Here is a 23661-nt window from a genome sequence, read left to right as displayed (position 1 = left end):
TTAATTTTCGCAAGGCAAGCTTAGCAAGAACATCTCACTGTTTTTAGTGGAGATTTAGATGAGCTTAGTGTTTTTAGCAATTAATCAGCATCCTCTTTAAAATGCTGATTGTGCAATTTTTAACTCGAATAATACTGCGTGCGTTTTTGGGAAAATTTCTCTAATTGCTTCAAAAAGCCTTCAAAATAGCTCTTTTCTTTTTCTTCGCTACGATAACCCGCATACAAGGTACGGCGTAATCCTCCCGCAGCAACGCAGTCTAAACGACGTGAAGTTACCCAGCCTTTTTGCTCATATTCATTCACCACCCAATCTGGCAATGCGCCAATCCCTCGCCCACTCGCCACCAGTTGAATCAACATTTGGGTTAAATCTGTAGTACGAATAGCTTTTGGCTGAATATTGGCTGGAATGAATAGCTTAGACATAATATCTAAACGGTGTTTATCGACAGGATAGGTAATCAGGGTTTCTTCTGCCAACTCCTGTACGGTAATGCGCTCGGCACGTACTAAAGGATGAGTATTTGACAACACCAAACGCGATTCATATTCAAAAATTGGAAAATATTCGATACCTTTTAAGGCAATCGGGTCTGCAGTAATCAATAGGTCAAATTCTGCGTTTTGCAATAATTCATGCGGATTGGCTTCAAAACCTGAAGCAAAATCTAAATCTACATCAGGGTATTGCTGACGATATTGATTCAGCAGCGGCATCAACCAGTCAAAACAACTGTGACATTCCGAAGAAAAAATAATCCGCCCCGTTTGCCCATGCACAATGCGGGTAATATCGGTTTGGGCAATTTGAATTTGTGGCAAGACATCATCCGCCAGTTTCAATAAACGCTGCCCAACATTGGAAAATGTCACAGGACGACTACGGCGGTTCACCACTTCTACGCCATACCAATGATCTAGTTCTTTGAGTTGATGAGAAATGGCAGATGGCGTCAGACATAAATCATTGGCGGCAGCAACCAAAGAACCATGTTCACGCAGGGCTGATAGCGTTTTTAAGTGGCGAATTTCAAGCATTGCTTGTTCCTAGTTTTTCAAGTTATTGACTGCATGTTTAGACCTAGGTCGCATTTTTATTTTGCAAAATAAGAAACAAAGCCAAACATGATTCAATTTAATAATGAATTAATTTAATCTTAGCATGTAAATAATGAGTTTTCTTCATCTTAGTTTTTATTCGATGATATTTACTACGAAATCAATACAATTCCATAAGAATAATATGGCTTTCAGCAAGCATGTTTTAGGCTCCCAACGTGCAGAGCCAAACTAGAATTGAAATTCTTAACCCAAGCCTCGCTTACTCCGACAACTTCTCTCCACAATGTGGGCAGTATTTATAAGGCTCCTGTTCTAAACGCAGCTCTTCTTCACGACGCTCACGAATTAACTGCAATAAAATATCTTGGGTTTGCTCAGTGGTTAAACCGACTTGTTTGCGTAAATCTTCAATTTTTTCTTGATCATTTAACAGATCAATCTCACTATTTTGCAATAGCTCTCTAAATTTCACCCCTAAATGCTGCTTACGTTGTTCAAGTTCGTTGGCTAAACCTGTGGCTAAAATACCTGCAGGCAATGCTGCCAAGCCGACACCCAATACCGTAATTAACGCACCTAAAATTCTGCCCCAAGGGGTAATTGGTGTGACATCGCCATAACCGACTGTGGTTAAAGTCACCACTGCCCACCACATCGAAGCGGGAATTGAGCTAAAGGCTTCAGGCTGTGCCTTGCTTTCCACCACATACACACCTGCGGCAGACATCACAATCATAATAGAGAGAATAAAAATGACTGCCTGAAATGATCCTTTTTCCCGTTCGATCACTCTTAATAAAATTTGCAATGATACAAAGTAACGTGTCAGTTTTAACAAACGCAGTAAACGTAAAATTCTTAGGAACCGTAAATCTAGATGCACAAAGAAGTTAATATAAGCAGGTAGAATCGCCAACAAATCTATAATTGCCCCACCGCTGGTAAGCCATTTTACACGCTGTTTCCACGGCGAAATAAACGGGTCTTTTTCGGCAATACTCCAAATCCGCAGCAAATATTCAAGCGTAAACACTGCGATGGAAAAGTTTTCAAAATGGTCAAAAAATACCTGATAGGCAAGATAGACATCATTCACCGACTCTAAAATAACCGCACTGGCATTGCTTAAAATCAGTAAAATTAAAAAATAGTTAATGCAACGACTAAACCATGTTTCATAGTCATCGTCGTGTAAGTTGTTATAGACAAATTTTCGAAATGTGTACCACGGTGTAAATGCCATACCGAATATTATATTTTAAAGCTTACAGTGATGGCAGTTTAACCGAAGTTTTTCTCAAAACGATAGTATTTTATGTGACGTTAAGCGGGCATTTTTAATGCAGAATTGCAGTATAAGTCATCATTATCCAAATGACTAAACTACTGAATAAACAGCAATGCTAAACGCACCTGATCATAGCCCATGCGTGGACTAGTCGCTTCAACAATCGGGCGCAGTTTAATTGCGCCATCATCGCTGAAGTGCTCTGCATTTTGACGCTTCATTAATCGCTTATAAATTTTACGGACCTCTTCCACCACTTCTTCACCTGGATGTGCCACTGAAATATCCAGATTTTGTTCTTTTTGCAAACGTGCCAAATGGTTGATAATAGTTGCAGGAGTTAAACCTCGCTCTACTGCAATATCCTGAATATCATAACCTTCTTCAAATAAAGCGCGGGTTTCATCTAACGTGGCAGTCGCATAATTGGTTTTTCCACCTTTGGCAATTTTCTTTTCATTGCGCAAAATTTCGGTTTCGTTCAACGTGCCACCACAGTGACGAATAAATGCATTATGTTGTGGTGTTAAATCCATCAGCTCATAGTGCGTTTCAGCTTCTTCAGACAATTCCTGAAAACGGCGGTCAGCCTTAATCGCTAAACTGTCGAGTTCCAAAGCTTGGCTATTAAATCCCAATAAACGCAAACCGCTTAACGATTTTAATCGTGACAACGCCACATAACCCTGCCCTTTTTCAAAAGTATGGCTAAGATTGATTTCTGCCGCTTCTAAGGTCATACCTTGTGATTTGTGGATGGTAATTGCCCATGCCAAACGCAGCGGAATTTGCTGGAAACTGGCAATGGTTTTGCCTGCATCATTATCCACCGACCAAGTTTCAGGCTCGACCAACAATACTGTGCCATCGGTCAATTTTACTTTAGGCAAAATACCGTGATCGTCATCTTCTTCAAAGCCAATCACTTCGCCCAAACTGCCGTTGATATAGCCCATATCGAAGTTGTTTTTAACAAACATCACTTTGGCATGTTTTTTTAGATTTAAAATTTCAGGCGCACGTACGGATGATTTCAGCGTTTCAATCAACTTTTCATTGCCATCACACACGGCATCAAACTGCTTGCTCTCAGTTTCAATTTCATTCAAATGCTTAAAGTTGATATTGTCCACATCCATATTGTGCGTATATAAACGCGTGAAAGTGTCGCCAATATCTTGATGGCGGGTGTGCTCCAAAGCCTGAATATGTTGATAATCAATACTTTGTGCACGAATTGCATTGAGAATGTCATTTAAATAATCGTCGCCCTGACGGTGCTGCTCAGTTAAATAACAGACTCGAAATTTAGCTTCGACCCACGTCTCTGACATAAAACAGAACTTGTCACGATTGCGCTCATCGTTTTTTCCTACAGGCGGTAACTGGAAAAAATCTCCTGCGACAATCACTTGAATGCCGCCAAAAGCGTCATCACTGTCTTTAAAATATTTTAAAACTTGATTGACCAAATTCAGTTGTTTGGCATGCAACATCGAAATTTCATCAATAATCAGCACTTGCGCATTTTCTAAATGTTCTTTGAGATATTTGCGCTCTTTCATATTTTTCAGGTCAGCATCGGATAAAAAATCTTTAATACCAATGCCTGCCCATGTATGAATGGTCATGCCATTCATGTGCGTTGCAGCAATGCCTGTAGATGCCGTAATTGCCACTGGCACTTTGCGCGCTTTTAAATAATTGATGTATTGATTCAGGGTATAGGTTTTACCCGCACCAGCCGAGCCTGTTAAAAAGACATTTTCGCCTGCTTTTAAAAGTTTAAGTGCAGTTTCCTGTTTCATAAGACCTATACCATGATTGAACGGCTATAGCCTAACGAGTTTTGAGCCAAAAGTTAAGGCTCAAGTCCGTGAATACGACAACAGTTGTCTTATGACTTGTAACTTATGACTTTGATGGTAATTGTGGATTCAGCCATGCAATAAACTGCGCTGCGATGGTAACCAACAATTGTTCTGCTTTTTGATTATTAGGATATTCCAATTGATCAAACACAAGTTGCCCATTCCTAAAGTGACAGCCCAAGGTCAATTGCTGCACATAATGTGGTGATGCCATGTGAAACGCCACATATTGTCCTTCACTCATGGCTTTGGCATAGCTCAGTGCCAAACAGTGTTTAAAGTTTTTCGATTCTTCAATAATACGGTCTAAATCGGTCAGTTCTTCAAAACACCAACCTGAAAAGTACAATATTTGCTGCGGGCTTTTCGCCTGCCATGTGCTACACGGAATTTCTTTTTTCAGTTTGGCAAATAGCTCTGCTTTATACACTTGTTGATGCCAATGTACCGCTTGATGAAACAACCCCAACCAACTCAAACTTTTTGGAATATGTGTATGCGCTACGAAATATTCCAGTAAATAGTCGCGCACATAACTGTCAAATACCGAAACACGTGTATTGTGTGCACGTAAATAAAAACGCTGCCGAAAATCATCAGGCTGAATCTGATAACGCTGCAATACCGTATAAAAATCACGTTGCTGCTGACTTTCTGACTGAATATAGTCCAACAAAGCTGTCGGTAAATCTTGAGTGATTTGCTGTAAATACAACATATAGCTTTGCATGACACGACTTAAACGCCGAAATACATGCTTGACCAAATGCTCATCATGTTGTGCCACGGTTTTCAGCAAAGTCATCCACTCATCCAAATACAAAATAGAAGGACTAATGGCAACCCGCGGATCATCCAACGATTGTTTTTCGCCATGCGGCATTAAACTGACATTATGCGCATGTGCGAACCACGCTTGCTGTGTCGCATATACATTACAGCTTTGAATGAACATACGTGCGGCTGAATATTGAAAATATTGCAAAGTTGCCAAAATAATCCGTGGATGTGCCTGACTACAATCGACAAAACTGAGCGCAGTCACTGCCACCCGCACACTGGTATGATGAATATTTAAACTAAGCCAATCCAACACTTGTGCAGACTGTTTAAACAGCCAATTCACCGCACGCGGATAATCAAATAACGGCAGTTTGGCGACTTTCTTTTGCCAAATTAAAGGACAAGATTTTAAAAAATGCGGTTTCGCCAAAGCATCGGAACGCTGCCACACTTCACGGTGCATTAAACGCGCAAAACCCAATAAACGCCCATGTTCTTCGGCATGTCGATACAACAACCGAATATCATCCTGATGATCGATTAAATCCTGTAAATTAAATCGCTCAGGAAATGAAATACTTAAAATACGATGCATGGCTTTAGGCAGAAATTCTGCCGCACTAAAACAAAAATCATCATAACTTTGCATCAGTGCTTGCACTGGCAAAAAGGTTTCACCCTCTACAAATTCCAAAGCACACAGCATCGATAAGTTAGTTAAAACATCTTCAGGAATGTGCTGCCCTTGCTGCACAAATTTGGTCAATACTGGTTGATACTGATCGTCTGCCTGCATTAATGCCTGATCTAAAATTTGTGCCTGCATTGCATCTAAATGCAATAACAATTGCTTAACCCGTGCTGCACCATCTACCCACAGGTAAACTTGCTGCAGAATCAATTGTCGCAATTGCTGCGCCTGATTACGCAAAAATAAAGAATGCTGCGGTTTTAAATCCCCAGTCAAAAAATGCAGATCATGTAAGAAAAAATCTTCAAATGCTTCTTGCTGTTTCCCCGCAAATTCAAAGTGAGTTTCTATTAAATTTGTATGCGATTTTGGCGGATAAAATTCAAGACTAAACAGACCATTCAGCAATTCGACCCGATGCTGCAAAGGATCGATCCGAAACAAATTTTGTGCTGTAAAATGTCCAACCAAATCCATTTGATCTTGATAGATTTCTGCGGCCACACTGGAAATACGAACCAATTGCTGTGCAACGGCATGCAACTGGCTATGCTGGCAAATTGGCTGCATATACGCTCCTCATGCTTAAGTGCGGTCTATCTAAGTGTCATCTTATTTTTATTTGATTGCACCGACTAGACCCATCACGTGATACATCCCTATTTTTTGTTTTTTATTTCCATCTGCAAAAAGTGGACAATTCTTCAATCGAGCTTAAGCCACTTATTAATTGAATTACACCTGAAATTTATGTGAACGGTATCTACACCTTAAAATTAGAGATACAAAAACACTATAAACAAGATTTAAGCCCTTGCCTATAGCCTGCGCACAACTTCAGAAAAAATAAAAACCCATTAAAAAACAAATAAATTTCAATTGATTAGTTTGCATTATTTACACAGAAAATAGGGTTGGTGTTTGGTAGGTAGGATTTCACCACAAAGCATTGTATAAATTGTATACTCAAATCACGGTTCAACACCGCGATAACAACACATTATTCCAATACCCAATGCAAGAAGGAATCTGAGCATGGCTTTTAAAAATATTGCAGATCAAACCAACGGTTTTTATATTCCTTGTGTGTCTCTCTTCGGCCCTGGTTGTGCCAAAGAAATTGGCGTAAGAGCACAAAATTTAGGCGCTAAAAAAGCCCTGATTGTGACAGATGAAGGACTGTTTAAATTTGGCGTAGCCGATACCATTGCAGGCTATCTCACCGAAGCAGGCGTTGCCAGTCATATCTTTGCAGGTGCAGAGCCAAATCCAACCGACATTAACGTACATAAAGGTGTCGATGCCTACAATGCCAATCAATGCGACTTTATTGTGTCTTTAGGTGGTGGTTCTTCACATGACTGCGCCAAAGGCATTGGCTTAGTTACCGCAGGTGGTGGGCATATTCGTGATTATGAAGGCATTGATAAAAGTACCGTGCCAATGACCCCGCTAATTGCCATTAACACCACAGCAGGTACAGCATCGGAAATGACCCGTTTCTGTATCATTACCAACACTGACACGCACGTTAAAATGGCAATTGTCGATTGGCGCTGCACACCACTCATCGCCATTGATGATCCAAAACTCATGATTGCCAAACCTGCAGGTTTAACCGCAGCAACAGGCATGGATGCTTTAACTCACGCTGTAGAAGCCTACGTTTCAACTGCAGCCAATCCTATTACCGATGCCTGTGCGGAAAAAGCTATTCGTATGATTAGCCAGTGGCTCAGCCCTGCTGTGGCAAATGGTGAAAATATTGAAGCACGTGATGCCATGAGCTATGCGCAATATTTGGCAGGTATGGCATTCAACAATGCCTCATTAGGCTATGTGCATGCCATGGCGCATCAACTCGGTGGTTTCTACAACTTGCCGCACGGCGTATGTAATGCAATTTTATTGCCGCATGTTTGCGAGTTTAACCTGATTGCCTGCCCTGAGCGTTATGCAGATATTGCAGAACTGATGGGGGTAAATACTGATGGATTAACTACCACAGAAGCCGCCTATGCCGCAATTGATGCAATTCGTGAATTATCTAGCTCAATTGGTATTCCAACAGGTTTAGCAGAGTTAGGCGTTAAAGAAGATGACTTGGCGATTATGGCTGAAAATGCACAAAAAGATGCCTGCATGCTCACCAACCCACGTAAAGCCAATCATGCACAAGTGGTCGAAATTTTTAAAGCCGCGATGTAATTTGAATCTCCTGCTGAGTGAATCACGATTTGCTCAGCATTTCCCATCCTTTTTTCAATTTTCCTCTGTTGCTGTTTTATTTTTATCCTTCCCTTTGGCAGAACCATCTCAGATGCGTTCTGCTTTTTTTGCTGTTCAGAACAAAATGAACTCGCAGCATAAAACTAAAGCGATTTAGATGCAGAGGGTTTGCATAATTCAATTTGACAAATGCGCACAGCTCATCAAGGATATAGTCAAAATAAAATGGATGACGAACACCTTATGCTGTTAAGTAAAAAACAAAAAACAACACCAAGCTATCAACCCGATATTTTGGGTGCCGATTACCAACAAATGACGCTGGATTTTCCTTCGGATTATGAAGGCAAAGTGATTGCTACCTTGGTACGCAAAAAAGCCGAACAGGAAACCCGTAAAGCCGTACTTTATATTCATGGTTTTATTGACTATTTTTTTCAAACAGAAATGGCAGACCAGTTTAATCAGCATGGTTATGACTTTTATGCCCTAGATTTACGTAAATATGGGCGTTCGCATTTGTCACATCAAAATTGGTACAATGTGCGCAGCTTGTCTGAATATGATGCAGAAATTTCCGCTGCACTTGAGCAAATTGCCACAGAAGAACATGACTCAGTAATTTTGGCAGGACATTCAACAGGTGGATTAATCACCACGTTATATGTGGCACATCATCCCAATCATCCACTGATTCGTGGTTTATGGTGTAACAGCCCTTTTTATGATTTCAATATGAGCGAAATTGAGAAAAAAGTCGGTATTCCGCGCTTAAGCCAATTGGGCAAATTGCTGCCAGAAATGAAATTTCCAAGCCGCCTCAATCCATTTTATGTACCAAGTCTACACAAGCAATATCATGGTGAATGGTTATTTAATTTGGAATGGAAGAAACCGCGCTATCCTAAAGTGCGATTAAGTTTTGTACGTGCAATTCATGAAGCACAAAAAGAAATTCATGCCAGTGTGCATTTGGGTGTACCAACCTTAATTATGCATGCGAGTCAAAGTAGTTATCCACGCCAATGGAATGAGATTGCGCAACGTACTGACGTAATTTTAGATGTTGCGGATATGCAAAAATATGGGCATCACATGCATGGTGATATTCAGCTTTGCCAAATTGAAGATGGCGTGCATGATTTGGTGCTTTCTGCGCCAGAAGTCCGTGCGGAAGTGTATCAGTCCTTGTTTGACTGGTTAAACCGCAAGGGGCTATAAAACTAAAAACTAGAACTAAAGGAAGTGAATTAACGGCTAAATGACTTGATGCATCCCTTAAGCTGTGTATTTTAATAAAATTTGATGTGCAGGATGCCCCTTTGGCATCAATTCAATTAAACGCTCCACTGCGTCAATCGCTTCAGGGCTGCGTGCCAAATGTTTTAGTAATACATCGGTATCTTGTGCATTAAAAATGGCATCACTCAGGCGTGATTCTAAACAATCTCGCCATGCGCATAAAAATGGACTTTCAGTTTTCGCCAAAAATACCCCTGCACACGTTTGCAAGGCAGACTGCACATAACCTGCATCTAAAGCCTGCTCAGCTTGTAAAAAATCGGCTTCAATATGCGCCAAAACTCGGTAAGGACGCGAACCAAGCATCCCGCCTAGAATATCACGTAATTGTGACATTTCAGCTTTTAGCGTCCCCATACTAACTTTACGCTCACCATATAGTGCTTGGTGTAAAGTGTCTAAACTCATGCCTTGTGGGCAAAGTGCCAAAATCACCAATATTTCAATTTGACGCGGTGTCATCACCACCACTTTGCCATTAAATAACACCTGTGGCACACGAAACGCGCGAATATAAAGCTGCTGTTTTTGCTGTTCCAGCAACGCATTTTGAATTAAAGAAGCACAGCGCTCTGCTGCCAACAAACCCAAACTGTTATGATTTTTCCAAGTGGTCGATAAATCAATCACGCCCAACACTTGTTTGGAATGTGGGTCTAAAATTGGTGCGGCATAACAAACCCAGTCATGTAACGATGACATATAATGTTCACTGGAAAACACACAACTGGCTTGCTGAGTTTTGAGTGACAAAGCCAAAGCATTCGTACCCACCAACTCTTCACGCCACTGTCCACCCTCTACAAAATGTACTCGTTCCGCCACATTACGCATTTGAGCGCTCGCTGCCGTCCAAATAATCGTACTGCCCACATCGCCCACGGCTGCCACCATGTCGGACTGCTGCGCGATATGTTTTAAATCTTCTGCGCAATTTTGCACAGCTCTCTGTAAAGCCGAACCGCCTTGCGGATGCGATAAACTGGAATTTAACGGAGCAGCCTGCCGATCTACAGGAATTTCTGCAATTTCAGAGCGTTGCCAAGAATTTAAAATACTCTGCTGAATTTGCTGCGCATGCAGCGGCGATAAACTACTGCTTTGTCTAAACCGTTCAATATGCAGTTTTTTTTCCAATAGATCTTGTTTTTTCATCATGACTGATTCTCACAATCCTGTGGGCATTACATCCATTGTACTGCTTACTTTTGTAAGGATTTGTTCGCTGCTTGTAAACCTGCAACTTTCCAACCTTTTTCCAACCTTATATTGGTATGCTAATCAAATAACGTACTAAAGTACCTTATACCTTAGCCGTAAATTTAACCTGATTTTAGACACAGGATTGTGATAAAAGGTAAAGATGACGGCAGATTATAAAAAACCATCAAAGGAAGAGAATTATGCGTTACGTAGATCCCAATCAACCCGGTTCAAAAGTTCAATTTAAAGCACAATACGAAAACTTTATTGGTGGCGAGTGGGTCGCCCCTGTAAAAGGTGAATATTTTGAAAATATCTCTCCTGTAGATGGCAAAGTATTTACCAAAGTCCCACGTTCATCGGCAGAAGACATTGAACTGGCTTTAGATGCAGCCCATAAAGCCAAAGCGCAATGGAACAGCTCATCTCCAACAACCCGTTCTAACATTTTGTTAAAAATTGCAGATCGTTTAGAACAAAATCTAGAGTTATTGGCAGTTGCCGAAACTTGGGATAATGGTAAGCCTGTTCGTGAAACATTGGCTGCCGACATTCCTTTGGCGATTGACCATTTCCGTTATTTTGCGGGCTGTATTCGTGCCCAAGAAGGCGGAATTTCTGAAATTGATGAAGATACCATTGCCTATCATTTCCATGAGCCATTGGGCGTTGTAGGGCAAATTATTCCATGGAACTTCCCTATTTTAATGGCAACATGGAAACTTGCACCTGCTTTGGCTGCGGGTAACTGTATTGTACTTAAACCTGCAGAACAAACCCCTGCCAGCATTTTAGTTTTAGTCGAACTCATTCAAGATCTATTGCCTGCAGGCGTACTAAACGTAGTCAATGGTTACGGCGTAGAAGTTGGTCGCCCATTGGCAACCAATCCACGTATTGCCAAAATTGCATTCACAGGTTCGACTCAGGTCGGTCAATTGATCATGCAATACGCCACTGAAAACATCATTCCAGTGACTTTAGAGCTTGGTGGTAAATCTCCAAATATTTTCTTTGAAGATATTATGGCGCAAGATGACGACTACTTAGACAAAGCACTCGAAGGCTTTGCTATGTTTGCGCTGAATCAGGGTGAAATTTGTACTTGTCCATCACGTGCGCTCGTACAGGAAAGTATTGCTGACCGTTTCCTTGAAAAAGCCATTGAACGTGTTAAACGTATTAAAACAGGTCACCCGCTTGATACTGAAACTATGATTGGTGCGCAGGCATCGCAAGAACAACAAAACAAAATCTTGGGTTGTATTGCGACAGGTCGTGCCGAAGGTGCGCAAGTTTTAACAGGTGGCGGTGAACGTCATGAAGTTGGCAGTGGTTTCTATATTGAGCCGACAATTTTCAAAGGCACCAATGACATGAAAATTTTCCAAGAAGAAATTTTCGGCCCAGTGCTTTCTGTGACTACATTTAAAGACTTTGATGAAGCCATTAAAATTGCCAATGACACCATTTACGGTTTAGGTGCAGGTGTTTGGTCACGTTCTGCGCACACTTCTTACCGTGCAGGCCGTGCTATTCAGGCGGGTCGCGTTTGGACGAACTGTTACCACATTTACCCTGCGCATGCAGCTTTCGGTGGTTATAAAAAGTCAGGTATTGGCCGTGAAAACCATAAGATGATGTTAGAACATTATCAACAAACCAAAAACTTGTTGGTAAGTTATTCAACTAAACCTGCAGGCTTCTTCTAAGTTAAGCTTTTAACCTCAACATGATGAATGAAAATGCGAACTTCGGTTCGCATTTTTTTATATTTGGGATGTACAGATGGACAAAAAGAAAAACAGAAAAAGCCATTTATCTACATAGATTTACAAGTCATAGACCTAAAATTACTAACATCAAAGTCATGTAGATGAAATCACGGACATAAAAAAAGCACCATTTAAAAAATGATGCTTTTTGATCAAATCACAACTGCTTATTTTTTTGCAGCTACAGATGCTTCAGTAGTGATGTTAACAGTAATTTTATCACCCACGTTTGGTACATAGCTTGCGATACCAAATGCAGAACGGTTGAATGATGTTGTTGCATTAAAACCAACAGTCGCTGCCTGAGTCATTGGGTGTGGACCTTGTTTGTTCAATACTGCGTCAAGTACCACTGGCTTAGTTACACCTTTAACTGTTAAATCACCTGTGATTTTAAAGTTTTTCTTGTCTTGAGTTTCAACTTTGGTACTTTTAAAAGTAATGGTTGGATATTTTGCTGCATCAAACCAATCTGCTGCCATTAAGTGCTCATCTAAAGCTTTTACGTTGGTGTTGATGCTGCTTAATGGAATCGTGACATTCACAGATGAGTTAGCAGGTTTTTTCTCATCAATGTTGATAGTACCTTGAATGTCTGAGAAGTTACCTGATGGCGTAGAAAAACCGAAGTGATCCCAAGTAAATACAGTAGCAGTATGCGTTGGGTCAATTTGATAAGCCACTGGTTTAGCCATTGTCATTGTTGCTGCAGACGCGATAGCCAAACCTAAAGCAATTGATTTCATGTTCATATTGTTCATCTCTAAAAGTGTTGATACGTTTCAATGAGGTTTAGTTTATAGATTTTTGCTGCAAATACAGGATTAAAGATAAAACAGTATGTTGCATGACTGAAACGATAAATTTGTAAAAATATGCATGCGCGTTTTACATCGCTGTTGCAGGGCTGCGATATTGAATAAAACCTGTTCTTTTTGCGACACGATCATACAACTGCCGTGCCTGTAAATTATCTTCATGAGTCAGCCAATATACCCGATCACATTCACGCTGTTGCGCTGTTTGATTCACCTGCTGAATAAGCTGCTGAGCAATTCCCATCCCTCTGTACTCAGGCAAGGTATATAAATCTTGCAAATAGGCATAAGGTTTAAGCGTCCAACAACTGTCATGTTCAATTACATGCACAATTGCCACAACTTGAGTTTGATATACGGCAGCAAAACCATAAATATGCGTACTGTGTGGATTAATTAGTTTTGACCACGTATTTTGCGTAACCTCATCACTTAATTGCACCTGATAAAATTGCTGATAACCCTGCCAAAGTGGTTGCCATTGCTCAAATTGGATTTCACTTAACGCGACAATGTCGATGTGCTTAAATTGACGATCTAATATAGTTGCCTGCATGCTTTGATATTGCCTGATTATTTTTGCATCGAATCATTTTATTGATTATGCATCATTCATATTATGCTTAGGCTATTTTATAAACTATTTTTCAGCAATAAAAAAAGCTTTACCCTACGCATAGAATAAAGCTATTTTTGACGATACACCATTTAATGCACCGCATTCATCGCAATAGATTAAAGCTTCTCAATCAAAATACGATCAACCTGCTTTAAGCCTGATTGCTTTTCATGGTTCTTACGGCGAATTTTGATTTGCTGATCTTCAGCCAAATCCTGTAACAACAACTCTACCGCCACCATAGCTTCAAGTGGTAAATCTTGTCCAATCCACTTTTGCTCACCCGCATCCATTAAAGTGACTTCATCATTAATTTGCTCGTACAAACTCATTTCTCATCTCACTCAATTACACAGAGGTTTATTCACAAACCTGACTTACACTGACAAAATTTGTTGGATCATCACATCGAATACCAAACAAATATGCAAAAATAAAAGACGTCCCTTTGCAGGAACGCCTTTAAAAACACTGGATTAAAAAATTAAGCTGTTAATTCTTTTACTGCAGCAACAACCGCTTCAGTGGTAATGCCAAAGTACTGATACAAGTCTTTTGCAGGTGCAGATTCACCATAAGTTGTCATACCAATAACTTTACCGTCTAAGCCGACAAACTTCCACCAGTAGTCTACATGCGCTGCTTCAACCGCAACACGTGCACGAATATGTGATGGCAATACCGCTTCACGATATGCTGCATCTTGCTTCACAAATTCTTCTGCACACGGCATAGACACAACACGTACACCTTCAAGCTGCGCGTATGCTTCCATTGCCAAGCCCACTTCTGAACCTGTTGCAATAATAATGGCTTTCAATTCACCTTTTTCTTCAGCCAAGACATAACCACCTTTTGCCACGTTCTCAATTTGCGCTTGAGTACGAGTTTGGAATGGCAAGTTTTGACGTGAGAAAATTAAAGCAGTTGGACCTTCGCTGCGTACTAATGCAGATTTCCAAGAAATAGCCGCTTCAACGGTATCTGCAGGACGCCATGTATTTAAGTTTGGCGTACCACGTAAAGATGCAATTTGTTCAATCGGTTGGTGTGTTGGACCATCTTCACCCAAACCAATCGAGTCATGGGTATACACATGAATCACACGTTGCTTCATTAATGCAGACATACGCACAGCATTACGCGCATATTCCATAAACATTAAGAATGTTGCAACGTAAGGAATAAAACCACCGTGAAGTGCTACACCGTTTGCAATAGCAGTCATACCAAACTCACGTACGCCATAGTGCACGTAGTTCCCTGCTGCATTGTCCTGAACGCCTTGGCAACCTTTCCAAAGGGTTAAGTTTGAACCTGCCAAGTCTGCAGAACCACCCAATAATTCAGGCAATAATGGACCAAATGCCTGCAAAGTATTTTGGCTGGCTTTACGGGTTGCAATCGTTTCTGCTTTAGCATTGGTTTCAGCAATAAACGCATCTGCCTGTGCGATGAATTCTGCAGGTAGTTCACCGCTTAAACGGCGTTTAAGTTCTGCAGCTTCCGTTGGATATTTTGCTGCATAGGCATCAAAAGTTGTATTCCATGCAGCTTCTGCTTCTGCACCTTTTGCTTTAGCATCCCAAGCGGCATATACATCTTCAGGAATAACAAATGCTTCATCTGTCCAGCCTAATGCTTGACGCGTCAAAGCGATTTCATCATGGCCTAATGGCGCACCGTGACAGTCTTCTTTACCTTGTTTGTTTGGCGAACCTAAACCAATAACAGTTTTACAAATAATAATAGTCGGTTTTTGCGTTTCAGCTTTTGCTTCAACCGTTGCAGCACGAATTGCATCGGCATCGTGACCATCAACTTTTAAGACTTGCCAGCCGTAAGATAAGAAACGTTGTTCGGTATCGTCAGAGAACCAGCCTTCTACTTCACCATCAATAGAAATGCCGTTGTCATCATAATAAACAACCAGCTTGCCTAAACCTAAAGTACCTGCCAATGAACATGCTTCGTGTGAAACACCTTCCATTAAGCAACCATCACCCAAGAAACAGTAAGTGAAATGGTCTACAACCTGAATATCTTCTTTATTAAATTGTGCAGCCAGTGTTTTTTCTGCTAAAGCAAAACCAACAGCATTGGCAATCCCCTGACCGAGTGGACCAGTGGTGGTTTCAATCCCTGGTGCATAACCCAATTCTGGGTGGCCAGGTGTTTTAGAGTGTAACTGACGGAACGCTTTTAAATCTTCGATTGAAAGATCATAGCCTGTTAAATGCAACAACGCATATTGCAACATTGAACCATGACCATTAGACAATACAAAACGGTCGCGGTTTGCCCATTGTGGATTGGTTGGGTTGTGATTCAAAAATTCACGCCACACCACATCGGCAATATCTGCCATCCCCATCGGTGCACCTGGATGTCCTGAATTTGCTTTTTGCACAGCATCCATTGCCAATACACGAATTGCGTTTGCAATACGACGTTCGTTAAGCGGGGTCGTCATAGGTCAGAGTCCACAAAAAATCGTTAAATAGAAGAAGATGAATAGAATTCAAAACAGCCGCTATTCTCTCAAAAAAACGCCTGAGGGGTAAAGCCTATGCAACAATATTTCCGCATTAATTCCCATTCAGGGTATTTTTCGTGCAAATTCAAAGACGTTTTCACGTTTATAACAACAAGAAAATAGCTAATTGCCGTGTTAAGCTCTATTCTTGGCAAAATTCTAAAGTATAGATATTTCAATTTATAGACGCAGGATGGAATTGTGATGTCGCTCTTGCAGCAACTCCAATCAAATGCATAGCAACAAGTTAAAACACAACAGTATTCTGTAGAAATAATAGACAGATTTTAACACATCTTGAATTTTATTCACTTTTCACACAATAAATTGAATCACAGCCATCGTCCAAAATTTTAAAACAGCTTTTGAAAATGCAGCTTGATGCAGATAAAGTCAATTCAAAGTCTTTAAATTACCCATCTACAATATTGTTTTTAAAAATGATTCACCACTTAAAAACAAGGTGCTCCTTAGTTTAAAATTATGACAGCATACTTTAGCCAACATGAATATTTTTGAGTCACAATATAGTCATACCGATACTTTATCTATTTTTTAGCTAAAGATATGCGATAAAAAGTCATTGAATTGAAATAAATTCAGCCAATTTAGTCGTAATGCGCTAGTCCTAAAGTCTAACTCGATGTAACATATTGCGTCTTTTGAATTTAACTGTGATAGGACTTATGCGCGAGTACGCTGTATTTACCTCGGAATCTGTAAGCGAAGGCCATCCAGATAAAATGGCTGACCAAATCAGTGATGCCATTTTGGATGCAATCTTAAAAGAAGACCCTTATGCGCGGGTTGCTTGTGAAACGCTTGTAAAAACGGGTGCGGTTGTACTGGCAGGTGAAATCACAACAACTGCAAATGTCGATTTTGAAGCCGTTGTTCGTCAAACCGTAAATGGCATTGGTTACCATCATTCTGACTTAGGTTTTGATGGTTCAACTTGTGCGGTCATTAACATGATTGGTAAACAATCACCTGAAATTGCACAAGGTGTAGACCGTCAAAAGCCTGAAGATCAAGGCGCAGGTGACCAAGGTTTGATGTTTGGTTACGCCAGCCGTGAAACTGATGTATTAATGCCTGCCCCAATTTCTTACGCACACCGCTTAATGGAAAAGCAAGCTGAATTACGTCGCAGTGGTGCTTTGCCGTGGTTACGCCCAGATGCAAAAAGTCAGGTGACTTTTGCTTATGAAAATGGTGTGCCTGTACGTTTGGACGCGGTGGTGTTATCTACTCAGCACGATCCTGAAATTTCGCAAATTCAGCTTAAAGAAGCGGTAATTGAAGAAATTGTGAAAAAAGTGATTCCTGCAGAAATGTTCCATGCAGACACCAAATTCCACATCAACCCAACAGGTATGTTTGTGATTGGCGGCCCTGTCGGTGACTGCGGTTTAACTGGTCGCAAAATCATTGTCGATACTTACGGCGGCATGGCACGTCATGGTGGCGGTGCATTCTCTGGTAAAGACCCATCTAAAGTTGACCGTTCTGCTGCTTACGCAGGTCGTTATGTTGCAAAGAATATTGTGGCAGCTGGCTTGGCAGACAAATGTGAAATTCAGGTGTCTTATGCTATTGGTGTTGCAGAGCCAACGTCAATTTCAATCAACACCTTCAACACTGCAAAAGTGGCAGATGAGTTGATTATTGCTTTAGTACGTGAACACTTCGATTTACGTCCATACGGCATTACCAACATGTTGAACCTGTTACAACCAATGTATAAACAGACTGCAGCTTATGGCCACTTTGGTCGTCAAGGTTCTGACACTGCATTTACATGGGAAAAAACCGACAAAGTTGAAGCATTAAAAGCCTCTGCAGGTCTGTAATGTAAAACTTTTCAGTTTTATCAAGCTCACTTCGGTGGGCTTTTTTATGCCTAAAATTTAGCTGTCAAACCACAATATACAAAATACGAATATGTTATAGTGAATCATTCCTGAGATTTTTTAAATACTCATCTAAGATAATGATGTAGGAGTTTATTATGGCGGTTATTCTTCAAGTCGATTTCCCTTCTGAAGGCCCATTTGGCGAAAGCATGAGCCAAGCGTACCGTGAACTTGCAGAAAGCATTAACCTAGAAACTGGCATGCTTTGGAAAATTTGGACTGAGAACAGTCAAACACAGGAAGCCGGTGGAATCTATCTGTTTGATCATGCGGCCAATGCTGAACGCTATTTAAAAATGCACACTGCACGTTTAGAAAGTTTTGGCGTGAAGAATATTCGTGGCAAGATTTTTAAGGTGAATGCTGCACTGTCTGCAATCAACCAAGCTGACTTCTTAAGTCGCTAATCTTTTTAAATTGCTCATCCATATTGAAGAATAAAATGGTGAGTCTCTTCAATATTGAAAAAACAGTTGAATAAAATCCTGAGCCATTTAATGATTCAGGATTTTTTGAAATCTTGTATAGACGAAATAAGCGTTAAGCTTGGATGCAGCACTTATTGCGTACGAATCACCTCAAGCACCGATTGTTGCACGGGCACTTCTTGATGATCTTGCAAATAAACATGCACGACTTTAAACACAACGGCTGCTGCCAAGCATGCCAAAATACAGAATAACCAGAAACCATAAGGACTACGAATATTGTGTGAACCACAAGTACCACATTCTTTTTCTGATGATTCCACCACCCGATTGCAACATGCGCAACGATACTGATGATACAGCATAGGTATTCTCCTACTTCACTGTAATTCTTGTTTTTATTGTTACACCATCTACCCTGATGCAGTGTAATTTTGTTTAAGCAACTGTGACACTTTGTAGCCTGCATCCTTTGGATGATTTAACTGACACAATCGCTTGTGAATTAGAATGTCAAAGTTCTGCTATTCGCGCAAATCGTATTTTTGAATAAACAGTCACTTTATCCATCTAAAATAGGTATGCCATGCTAAAATTCTGCATGCTCGATTACTTGAAGTTTAGACTCAAGCTTGGCTTTCAGCACATATTTTTTTATTACACGGAGTAAAGTTAAAGTGGTGCAACTCATTAAAAAAGGTGGCTTGCGAGAACGTGCCAACCGTAGTCGTAAATACCAAGGTTCGGAAAATACCGAAGCAACTTTGCAATCAAACCGTACTTATCAGCCCAATCATTTAGATAAAACTGAAAACACGACTGCAACCGAAATACTGAATGAAAAATCGTCAAACTTGGCTTTGGACAACATCAAATCATCTAACTAATTGGCATCAAAACCTATGTTTTAAAACATACGCAGTGCATCTAACCACAACCACACAGCAAATAATAAAAATAATCCGCCCGAGACCATATCAATATAACTGCCTGAACGCAGATATAACTTTTTCATTTTTGGTGTCGAAAGTAGCAACATAAATAATGTAAATGTCACAAAAGTTTGGATTGGAATAATCACTGCCAATTGGGCTTTTAAAGATGCACTTGCCGATGAACTCAGCGCCAAAGCAAATACGCTGCTAAAATAAATTAAGGTTTTCGGATTAGATAAATTGGTGAATAGACCCAATAAAAAGTAGTTTTTTGCGGCTGGAATTTGCACTTGAGTATCATCAAACTGTTTACGCTGCTGCCAACTATGCCAACCACCCGACAACATACCCCATCCCATTTTGGCAAGAAATAAACCGCCAATCAGCATTAAGACTTGCTGAATCCAAGGAAACTGCTGCACCAAAACCGTAAAACCCAATAGGGTCAGCACTACCCACACCACAATCCCTGATGAAATACCCGCAATAATCTGCAAGGTATTACGGCGGGTATTGCTGGCTGCACTTTTGGCAATTAATAAAACATCTGGTCCTGGACTAAGCTGTGCCACAAAATGCAGCGCACAAATGGTGAATAACAAAGACATAAATACATCAGGAGAATTGAAAATCCGATTATACCTTGTGCGGTAGGAGAATAAATAAGGCTTTAAATGCACACCTCAATGTTTAAACACTCACGTGCATATTCACCAAAAAATACCCATAAAAAAACCGAATCAGCACGATTCGGTTTGATCTCAAGCATCACCCATATTATTTAGGTGGATTGACATCTTTCATTTCAATTTTTTTCGCATCGGGGGTAATTTCACGTGCTTCACCATCAATAATACTGGAATCACGACCACCGCCCTGCTGATTTTGCATGTCTTGCATTTGGCGCATTAAATCTGCAAACGGGTTTTGACCTGCTCCGCCCATGCCATTCATATCGCCCATCATGCCACCCATCATTTGATCCATCATGGCTTGCTGACGTTTCATCATGGCTTTCATCATTGCCGCTTTAAAGGCATTTTGTACGGCAGGAATCATCACCAGCAATGCCAAAACATCGCTGATTAATCCTGGAATCATCAATAAAAAACCCGCAAAAATTTTAGGTAAATTATTACTCAGCGCAGGATCGGCACTCATCTGCCCCATTTGCATTTGCTGCATTTGTGGCATCACGCCTGCAGAATATTTACGAATCAGGTTCAAACCAATGAAGAAAGCAGCGACAAACCAAAAGAACACGTACCACATGCTCCCCACTAGGTCGCCCACACCAATCCAGACGAAGACTTCAAGAACTAAGCCAATTAGAACAATAAGAAATAATTTCATGAAAATTAATCTAATCTCAACAAAATAAATAAAATGCAGTAACCAAGTGCTTCATCGGGATCAAGCTTTTTTGATTCGCTGTTGTTTCAATATGGGCATTATTGTATTTTTAAAGGTTAAGTCTGTCATTAATATTTTCATCATCACCCAATAACAGACTTAATACGTCTATATATTTAAACGATAAAGATAAAAATATGCGGCATAAGCCAATAATAACCACAACGCAATAAAAACTGATGCTGCAATATAACTGCTCGGTTTTTGACTGATCGCATCGGCTTGTAAGCGACAACGCTGCATTACTTCAGCAGGTACTAAACGCAATACCAACATGATGCCCAATGGCACTAAAATCAGGTCATCTAAATAACCCAAAACAGGTATAAAGTCTGGAATTAAATCAATGGGAGAAATGGCATAAGCAGCGACCAACAATGCCAAAAGCTTTGCCATAAACGGCGTTTCAGGATCACGTGCGACAAACCAAACCGCATAAACATTTCGTTTAATTTGCTTCGCCCACTGTTTTAGCCTATCAATCCACTTCATTGCCGCTCTCATTTGCTACCGTATATAAAATATACGCCTCAAAACTTAAAATAAAATGAAGTCCAAAATTGAAAATGTGGCGTGGGATACATTCCAATGGTTTAAACAGCAGCTTACTGACCGAATGTTTTGAAATTACTCCACACAAAAGAGATTTAAACTCCTATAATTCAACTTGATGTAATTTTTTAAGGCTTGGCATGTCACTTATTATTGGAATCGACCCTGGTTCTCGTCTAACGGGCTACGGCATTATTGAACGTGATGGCGCTAAATTACGTTTTGTAGATGCAGGAACCATTCGCACCGAAACCAGTGAAATGCCTGAACGCTTAAAACGGATTTTTGCAGGGATTGAACGGATTGTGAAATTTCACGGCCCGACTGAAGCTGCAGTTGAACAAGTGTTTATGGCGCAAAACCCAGACTCTGCCTTGAAATTGGGACAGGCTCGTGGTGCAGCGATTGCCGCTTTGGTGAATTTAGATTTACAAGTGGCGGAATATACCGCCCGTCAAATTAAACAATCTGTCGTGGGTTATGGCGCTGCCGATAAAGAACAAGTACAAATGATGGTCATGAAACTATTAAATCTATCCATTAAACCACAACAAGATGCTGCCGATGCTTTGGCTGCTGCAATTTGCCATGCTCATGCATCAGGCAGCATGACCAAATTGGCTGTGCTCAATGCCTTGGGCGGTATGGCTCGCGGGCGCAGTCGCTCAAGCTCCAGACGTCGCTAAATCAGCATCGCCATCGCTTATATTTTACCGATTCACAACCTGATAAATCGCTTGGCTCATGTGCTGTGCCTGTAAACCGCGCATGCCCTGCTGTGCCAATACATCCCCCGCCAAGGCATGTAACATGACAATTTCATGCAATTGAATTTTATGATGAAACTGGGCTTTTAAACTGGCAATCATGCCTGCCAACACATCGCCCATACCACCTGTACCCATACCAGGATTGCCTGCGGTACAAATCCACAATGAACTTGCTTGCGGTTCTGTAGATGCAGCTTGCAAAGTCAAACTACCTGAACCTTTTAACACCCAATCGCCTGCATAGCGTTGCTGCAATTGCTGAATCGCGGCAATACGGTCTGCTTCAATGGCTGCAACCGTAGTATTGAGCAAGGTCGCAGCTTCACCTGAATGTGGTGTGGCATAACTGTTCGGTTTTAGTTGGGCTGGATGATGCGATGAATGCGCTTGTTTCGCCAAAAACCACAAGGCATCGGCATCGTAAACTACTTCTACCTCGGACTGATTTAGCGCGGCAAACCAGTCTGCATAATGCTGTTCTGCCCAAGCATCTCGTCCTAGTCCCATCCCTAAACTCACGGCATCGACCTGTGAAATTAAGTGCTGAATTTCTGCGCCTGTCAGTGCGTCTATATCCCGCAACATTAAATTCGGCGCACGGCTTAATATCGCCACATGATGTTTGGCATGACAGACCACAGTCACTTTCCCTGCACCTGCGCTTGATGCGGCTTCTGCAGCCATCATCACCGCACCACCCATTTGCGCATGTCCGCCCACAATCAACACATGCCCATAACTGCCTTTGTGTCCAAAAGCCTGCCGTGCGGGTAATTGAATCAAATGTGGTGTGAGTTGGGCCAACGCTTTGAGTTCTGCATCGGCTGGAATCAAATCCAGCACATCGACCAGTCCAGTATATTCCTGTGCCTGCCCTGTAAATAACCCTGCTTTCAAACCCAAAGCTGTAAAGGTGTAATCGGCTTTAATTGCACATGGCAATGGCTGCCCCGTGTTGGCATTTAAACCGCTTGGAATATCAACCGCAATTTTTAAACCCGCTTGTTGATTCATTGCGTGAATAAGCGACTGCCACTCATCATTTAAAGGACGATCTAAACCAATACCAAATAATGCATCAATATAGCAGTCATAACTTTGTTGAAATGCAAAACCTTGAATTATATTGACTTGTTCTGTCTGAGCTTCTAAAAAAGCCTGATGTAAATCTGCCGATGAACCGCGTGTTGCTGCATAAATATCGACTTGAAAACCTGCTTGTTTTAAATATTTTGCAGTTAAATAGCCATCGCCTGCGTTATTGCCTTGTCCACAACACACAGCAATTTTTTGTATTGTAGATGGCTGTTTTGCAAAAATTTTGCGAATTTGTAAATGCAGTGTCCACGCCACTTGCTGCATTAAACCGTAAGAACTATTTTTTTGACGGGCAAACCAGCGCTGCTCCCACGCTTGAATACTTTGACTATGATAAACAGGGCTATGGTACACTTGCTGCGGCATTTTC

21 protein-coding genes are annotated in these 23661 nt (G+C 41.0%); 7 read left to right on the top strand and 14 right to left on the bottom strand.

Features of this window, described 5'->3' with window-relative positions; all coding sequences use genetic code 11:
- Positions 1–119 precede the first annotated feature (119 nt).
- The 4 genes from HX743_RS02260 to HX743_RS02245 form a co-directional block, all read right to left on the bottom strand.
- Positions 120–1040: a LysR family transcriptional regulator gene (locus HX743_RS02260; protein ID WP_178318399.1), complete on the bottom strand. Its 921-nt coding sequence runs from the start codon at positions 1038–1040 to the stop codon at positions 120–122.
- Positions 1041–1323: 283 nt separating this feature from the next.
- A complete protein-coding gene (locus HX743_RS02255) occupies positions 1324–2307 on the bottom strand; it encodes an ion transporter (RefSeq protein WP_178318398.1) in 984 nt (327 codons plus the stop codon).
- 140 nt (positions 2308–2447) lie between these two features.
- Complete coding sequence (locus HX743_RS02250; protein ID WP_178318397.1) at positions 2448–4160, bottom strand: AAA family ATPase; 1713 nt, start codon at positions 4158–4160, stop codon at positions 2448–2450.
- A 103-nt stretch (positions 4161–4263) separates the two neighbouring features.
- Positions 4264–6267, bottom strand: coding sequence for a hypothetical protein (locus HX743_RS02245; protein ID WP_178318396.1), 2004 nt, complete (start codon positions 6265–6267; stop codon positions 4264–4266).
- 465 nt (positions 6268–6732) lie between these two features.
- Here HX743_RS02245 and HX743_RS02240 point away from each other — a divergent pair, with 465 nt between their 5' ends.
- Together HX743_RS02240 and HX743_RS02235 are read left to right on the top strand one after the other, a co-directional pair.
- Positions 6733–7905: an iron-containing alcohol dehydrogenase gene (locus tag HX743_RS02240; protein ID WP_004976867.1), complete on the top strand. Its 1173-nt coding sequence runs from the start codon at positions 6733–6735 to the stop codon at positions 7903–7905.
- 246 nt (positions 7906–8151) lie between these two features.
- The gene (locus HX743_RS02235) at positions 8152–9147 is read left to right on the top strand and encodes an alpha/beta hydrolase (RefSeq protein ID WP_178318395.1); all 996 of its coding nucleotides are present in this window, start codon (positions 8152–8154) and stop codon (positions 9145–9147) included.
- 57 nt (positions 9148–9204) lie between these two features.
- On the opposite strand, the gene HX743_RS02230 is transcribed toward HX743_RS02235, so the two are convergent.
- A complete protein-coding gene (locus tag HX743_RS02230) occupies positions 9205–10386 on the bottom strand; it encodes a transcriptional regulator (RefSeq protein ID WP_178318394.1) in 1182 nt (393 codons plus the stop codon).
- Positions 10387–10631: 245 nt separating this feature from the next.
- On the opposite strand from HX743_RS02230, the gene HX743_RS02225 reads away from it, so the two are divergent.
- The gene (locus tag HX743_RS02225) at positions 10632–12143 is read left to right on the top strand and encodes an aldehyde dehydrogenase family protein (protein ID WP_004976873.1); all 1512 of its coding nucleotides are present in this window, start codon (positions 10632–10634) and stop codon (positions 12141–12143) included.
- Between the two features lie 230 nt (positions 12144–12373).
- On the opposite strand, the gene HX743_RS02220 is transcribed toward HX743_RS02225, so the two are convergent.
- The 4 genes from HX743_RS02220 to tkt form a co-directional block, all read right to left on the bottom strand.
- The gene (locus tag HX743_RS02220) at positions 12374–12958 is read right to left on the bottom strand and encodes a YceI family protein (RefSeq protein WP_004976875.1); all 585 of its coding nucleotides are present in this window, start codon (positions 12956–12958) and stop codon (positions 12374–12376) included.
- Between the two features lie 136 nt (positions 12959–13094).
- A complete protein-coding gene (locus HX743_RS02215; protein ID WP_167845954.1) occupies positions 13095–13580 on the bottom strand; it encodes a GNAT family N-acetyltransferase in 486 nt (161 codons plus the stop codon).
- Positions 13581–13759: 179 nt separating this feature from the next.
- A complete protein-coding gene (locus tag HX743_RS02210) occupies positions 13760–13975 on the bottom strand; it encodes a hypothetical protein (protein ID WP_004976879.1) in 216 nt (71 codons plus the stop codon).
- 152 nt (positions 13976–14127) lie between these two features.
- The gene (gene tkt, locus HX743_RS02205) at positions 14128–16116 is read right to left on the bottom strand and encodes a transketolase (protein WP_004976881.1); all 1989 of its coding nucleotides are present in this window, start codon (positions 16114–16116) and stop codon (positions 14128–14130) included.
- 749 nt (positions 16117–16865) lie between these two features.
- On the opposite strand from tkt, the gene metK reads away from it, so the two are divergent.
- Entirely contained in the window at positions 16866–18032 is a 1167-nt protein-coding gene (gene metK / locus HX743_RS02200; protein WP_004976883.1) for a methionine adenosyltransferase, read from the top strand.
- Positions 18033–18190: 158 nt separating this feature from the next.
- Positions 18191–18502, top strand: a complete 312-nt coding sequence (locus tag HX743_RS02195) for a monooxygenase (RefSeq protein ID WP_178318393.1) — start codon at positions 18191–18193, stop codon at positions 18500–18502.
- A 152-nt stretch (positions 18503–18654) separates the two neighbouring features.
- On the opposite strand, the gene HX743_RS02190 is transcribed toward HX743_RS02195, so the two are convergent.
- On the bottom strand, positions 18655–18885 hold the full coding sequence (locus tag HX743_RS02190) for a hypothetical protein (RefSeq protein WP_372238839.1): 231 nt from the start codon (positions 18883–18885) through the stop codon (positions 18655–18657).
- 315 nt (positions 18886–19200) lie between these two features.
- On the opposite strand from HX743_RS02190, the gene HX743_RS02185 reads away from it, so the two are divergent.
- Positions 19201–19410, top strand: a complete 210-nt coding sequence (locus tag HX743_RS02185) for a hypothetical protein (RefSeq protein ID WP_154320816.1) — start codon at positions 19201–19203, stop codon at positions 19408–19410.
- 20 nt (positions 19411–19430) lie between these two features.
- On the opposite strand, the gene HX743_RS02180 is transcribed toward HX743_RS02185, so the two are convergent.
- The 3 genes from HX743_RS02180 to HX743_RS02170 all read right to left on the bottom strand — a co-directional run bounded on the left by HX743_RS02180 (position 19431) and on the right by HX743_RS02170 (position 21363).
- Entirely contained in the window at positions 19431–20066 is a 636-nt protein-coding gene (locus tag HX743_RS02180) for a LysE family transporter (protein ID WP_178318392.1), read from the bottom strand.
- Positions 20067–20235: 169 nt separating this feature from the next.
- Positions 20236–20811: an FxsA family protein gene (locus tag HX743_RS02175; protein ID WP_004976892.1), complete on the bottom strand. Its 576-nt coding sequence runs from the start codon at positions 20809–20811 to the stop codon at positions 20236–20238.
- Between the two features lie 168 nt (positions 20812–20979).
- Positions 20980–21363 (bottom strand): YkvA family protein, encoded by a 384-nt coding sequence (locus tag HX743_RS02170; protein WP_178318391.1) that lies wholly within the window; start codon positions 21361–21363, stop codon positions 20980–20982.
- A gap of 200 nt (positions 21364–21563) precedes the next feature.
- Here HX743_RS02170 and ruvC point away from each other — a divergent pair, with 200 nt between their 5' ends.
- The gene (gene ruvC / locus HX743_RS02165) at positions 21564–22109 is read left to right on the top strand and encodes a crossover junction endodeoxyribonuclease RuvC (protein ID WP_004976895.1); all 546 of its coding nucleotides are present in this window, start codon (positions 21564–21566) and stop codon (positions 22107–22109) included.
- Between the two features lie 24 nt (positions 22110–22133).
- On the opposite strand, the gene HX743_RS02160 is transcribed toward ruvC, so the two are convergent.
- Positions 22134–23657, bottom strand: a complete 1524-nt coding sequence (locus tag HX743_RS02160; RefSeq protein ID WP_178318390.1) for an NAD(P)H-hydrate dehydratase — start codon at positions 23655–23657, stop codon at positions 22134–22136.
- Between the last annotated feature and the right edge of the window lie 4 nt (positions 23658–23661).

This window comes from Acinetobacter sp. Swhac1 (assembly GCF_013390985.1).
In the GTDB taxonomy this organism is placed as follows: Bacteria; Pseudomonadota; Gammaproteobacteria; order Pseudomonadales; family Moraxellaceae; genus Acinetobacter; species Acinetobacter towneri.
Note: the sequence above shows the minus strand (reverse complement) of the source record. Positions and strands in the feature narration are given on the sequence as shown.

Excerpts from the sequence above, each read along its gene's own strand:
- HX743_RS02240 (WP_004976867.1), top strand. The coding sequence starts at position 6,733 with ATGGCTTTTAAAAATATTGCAGATCAAACCAACGGTTTTTATATTCCT.
- HX743_RS02255 (WP_178318398.1), bottom strand. The coding sequence starts at position 2,307 with ATGGCATTTACACCGTGGTACACATTTCGAAAATTTGTCTATAACAAC.
- ruvC (WP_004976895.1), top strand. The coding sequence starts at position 21,564 with ATGTCACTTATTATTGGAATCGACCCTGGTTCTCGTCTAACGGGCTAC.
- HX743_RS02260 (WP_178318399.1), bottom strand. The coding sequence starts at position 1,040 with ATGCTTGAAATTCGCCACTTAAAAACGCTATCAGCCCTGCGTGAACAT.
- HX743_RS02210 (WP_004976879.1), bottom strand. The coding sequence starts at position 13,975 with ATGAGTTTGTACGAGCAAATTAATGATGAAGTCACTTTAATGGATGCG.
- HX743_RS02235 (WP_178318395.1), top strand. The coding sequence starts at position 8,152 with ATGGATGACGAACACCTTATGCTGTTAAGTAAAAAACAAAAAACAACA.
- HX743_RS02245 (WP_178318396.1), bottom strand. The coding sequence starts at position 6,267 with ATGCAGCCAATTTGCCAGCATAGCCAGTTGCATGCCGTTGCACAGCAA.
- HX743_RS02170 (WP_178318391.1), bottom strand. The coding sequence starts at position 21,363 with ATGAAGTGGATTGATAGGCTAAAACAGTGGGCGAAGCAAATTAAACGA.
- HX743_RS02180 (WP_178318392.1), bottom strand. The coding sequence starts at position 20,066 with ATGTCTTTGTTATTCACCATTTGTGCGCTGCATTTTGTGGCACAGCTT.
- tkt (WP_004976881.1), bottom strand. The coding sequence starts at position 16,116 with ATGACGACCCCGCTTAACGAACGTCGTATTGCAAACGCAATTCGTGTA.
- HX743_RS02175 (WP_004976892.1), bottom strand. The coding sequence starts at position 20,811 with ATGAAATTATTTCTTATTGTTCTAATTGGCTTAGTTCTTGAAGTCTTC.
- HX743_RS02250 (WP_178318397.1), bottom strand. The coding sequence starts at position 4,160 with ATGAAACAGGAAACTGCACTTAAACTTTTAAAAGCAGGCGAAAATGTC.
- HX743_RS02160 (WP_178318390.1), bottom strand. The coding sequence starts at position 23,657 with ATGCCGCAGCAAGTGTACCATAGCCCTGTTTATCATAGTCAAAGTATT.
- HX743_RS02195 (WP_178318393.1), top strand. The coding sequence starts at position 18,191 with ATGGCGGTTATTCTTCAAGTCGATTTCCCTTCTGAAGGCCCATTTGGC.
- HX743_RS02215 (WP_167845954.1), bottom strand. The coding sequence starts at position 13,580 with ATGCAGGCAACTATATTAGATCGTCAATTTAAGCACATCGACATTGTC.
- metK (WP_004976883.1), top strand. The coding sequence starts at position 16,866 with ATGCGCGAGTACGCTGTATTTACCTCGGAATCTGTAAGCGAAGGCCAT.
- HX743_RS02225 (WP_004976873.1), top strand. The coding sequence starts at position 10,632 with ATGCGTTACGTAGATCCCAATCAACCCGGTTCAAAAGTTCAATTTAAA.
- HX743_RS02220 (WP_004976875.1), bottom strand. The coding sequence starts at position 12,958 with ATGAACATGAAATCAATTGCTTTAGGTTTGGCTATCGCGTCTGCAGCA.
- HX743_RS02230 (WP_178318394.1), bottom strand. The coding sequence starts at position 10,386 with ATGATGAAAAAACAAGATCTATTGGAAAAAAAACTGCATATTGAACGG.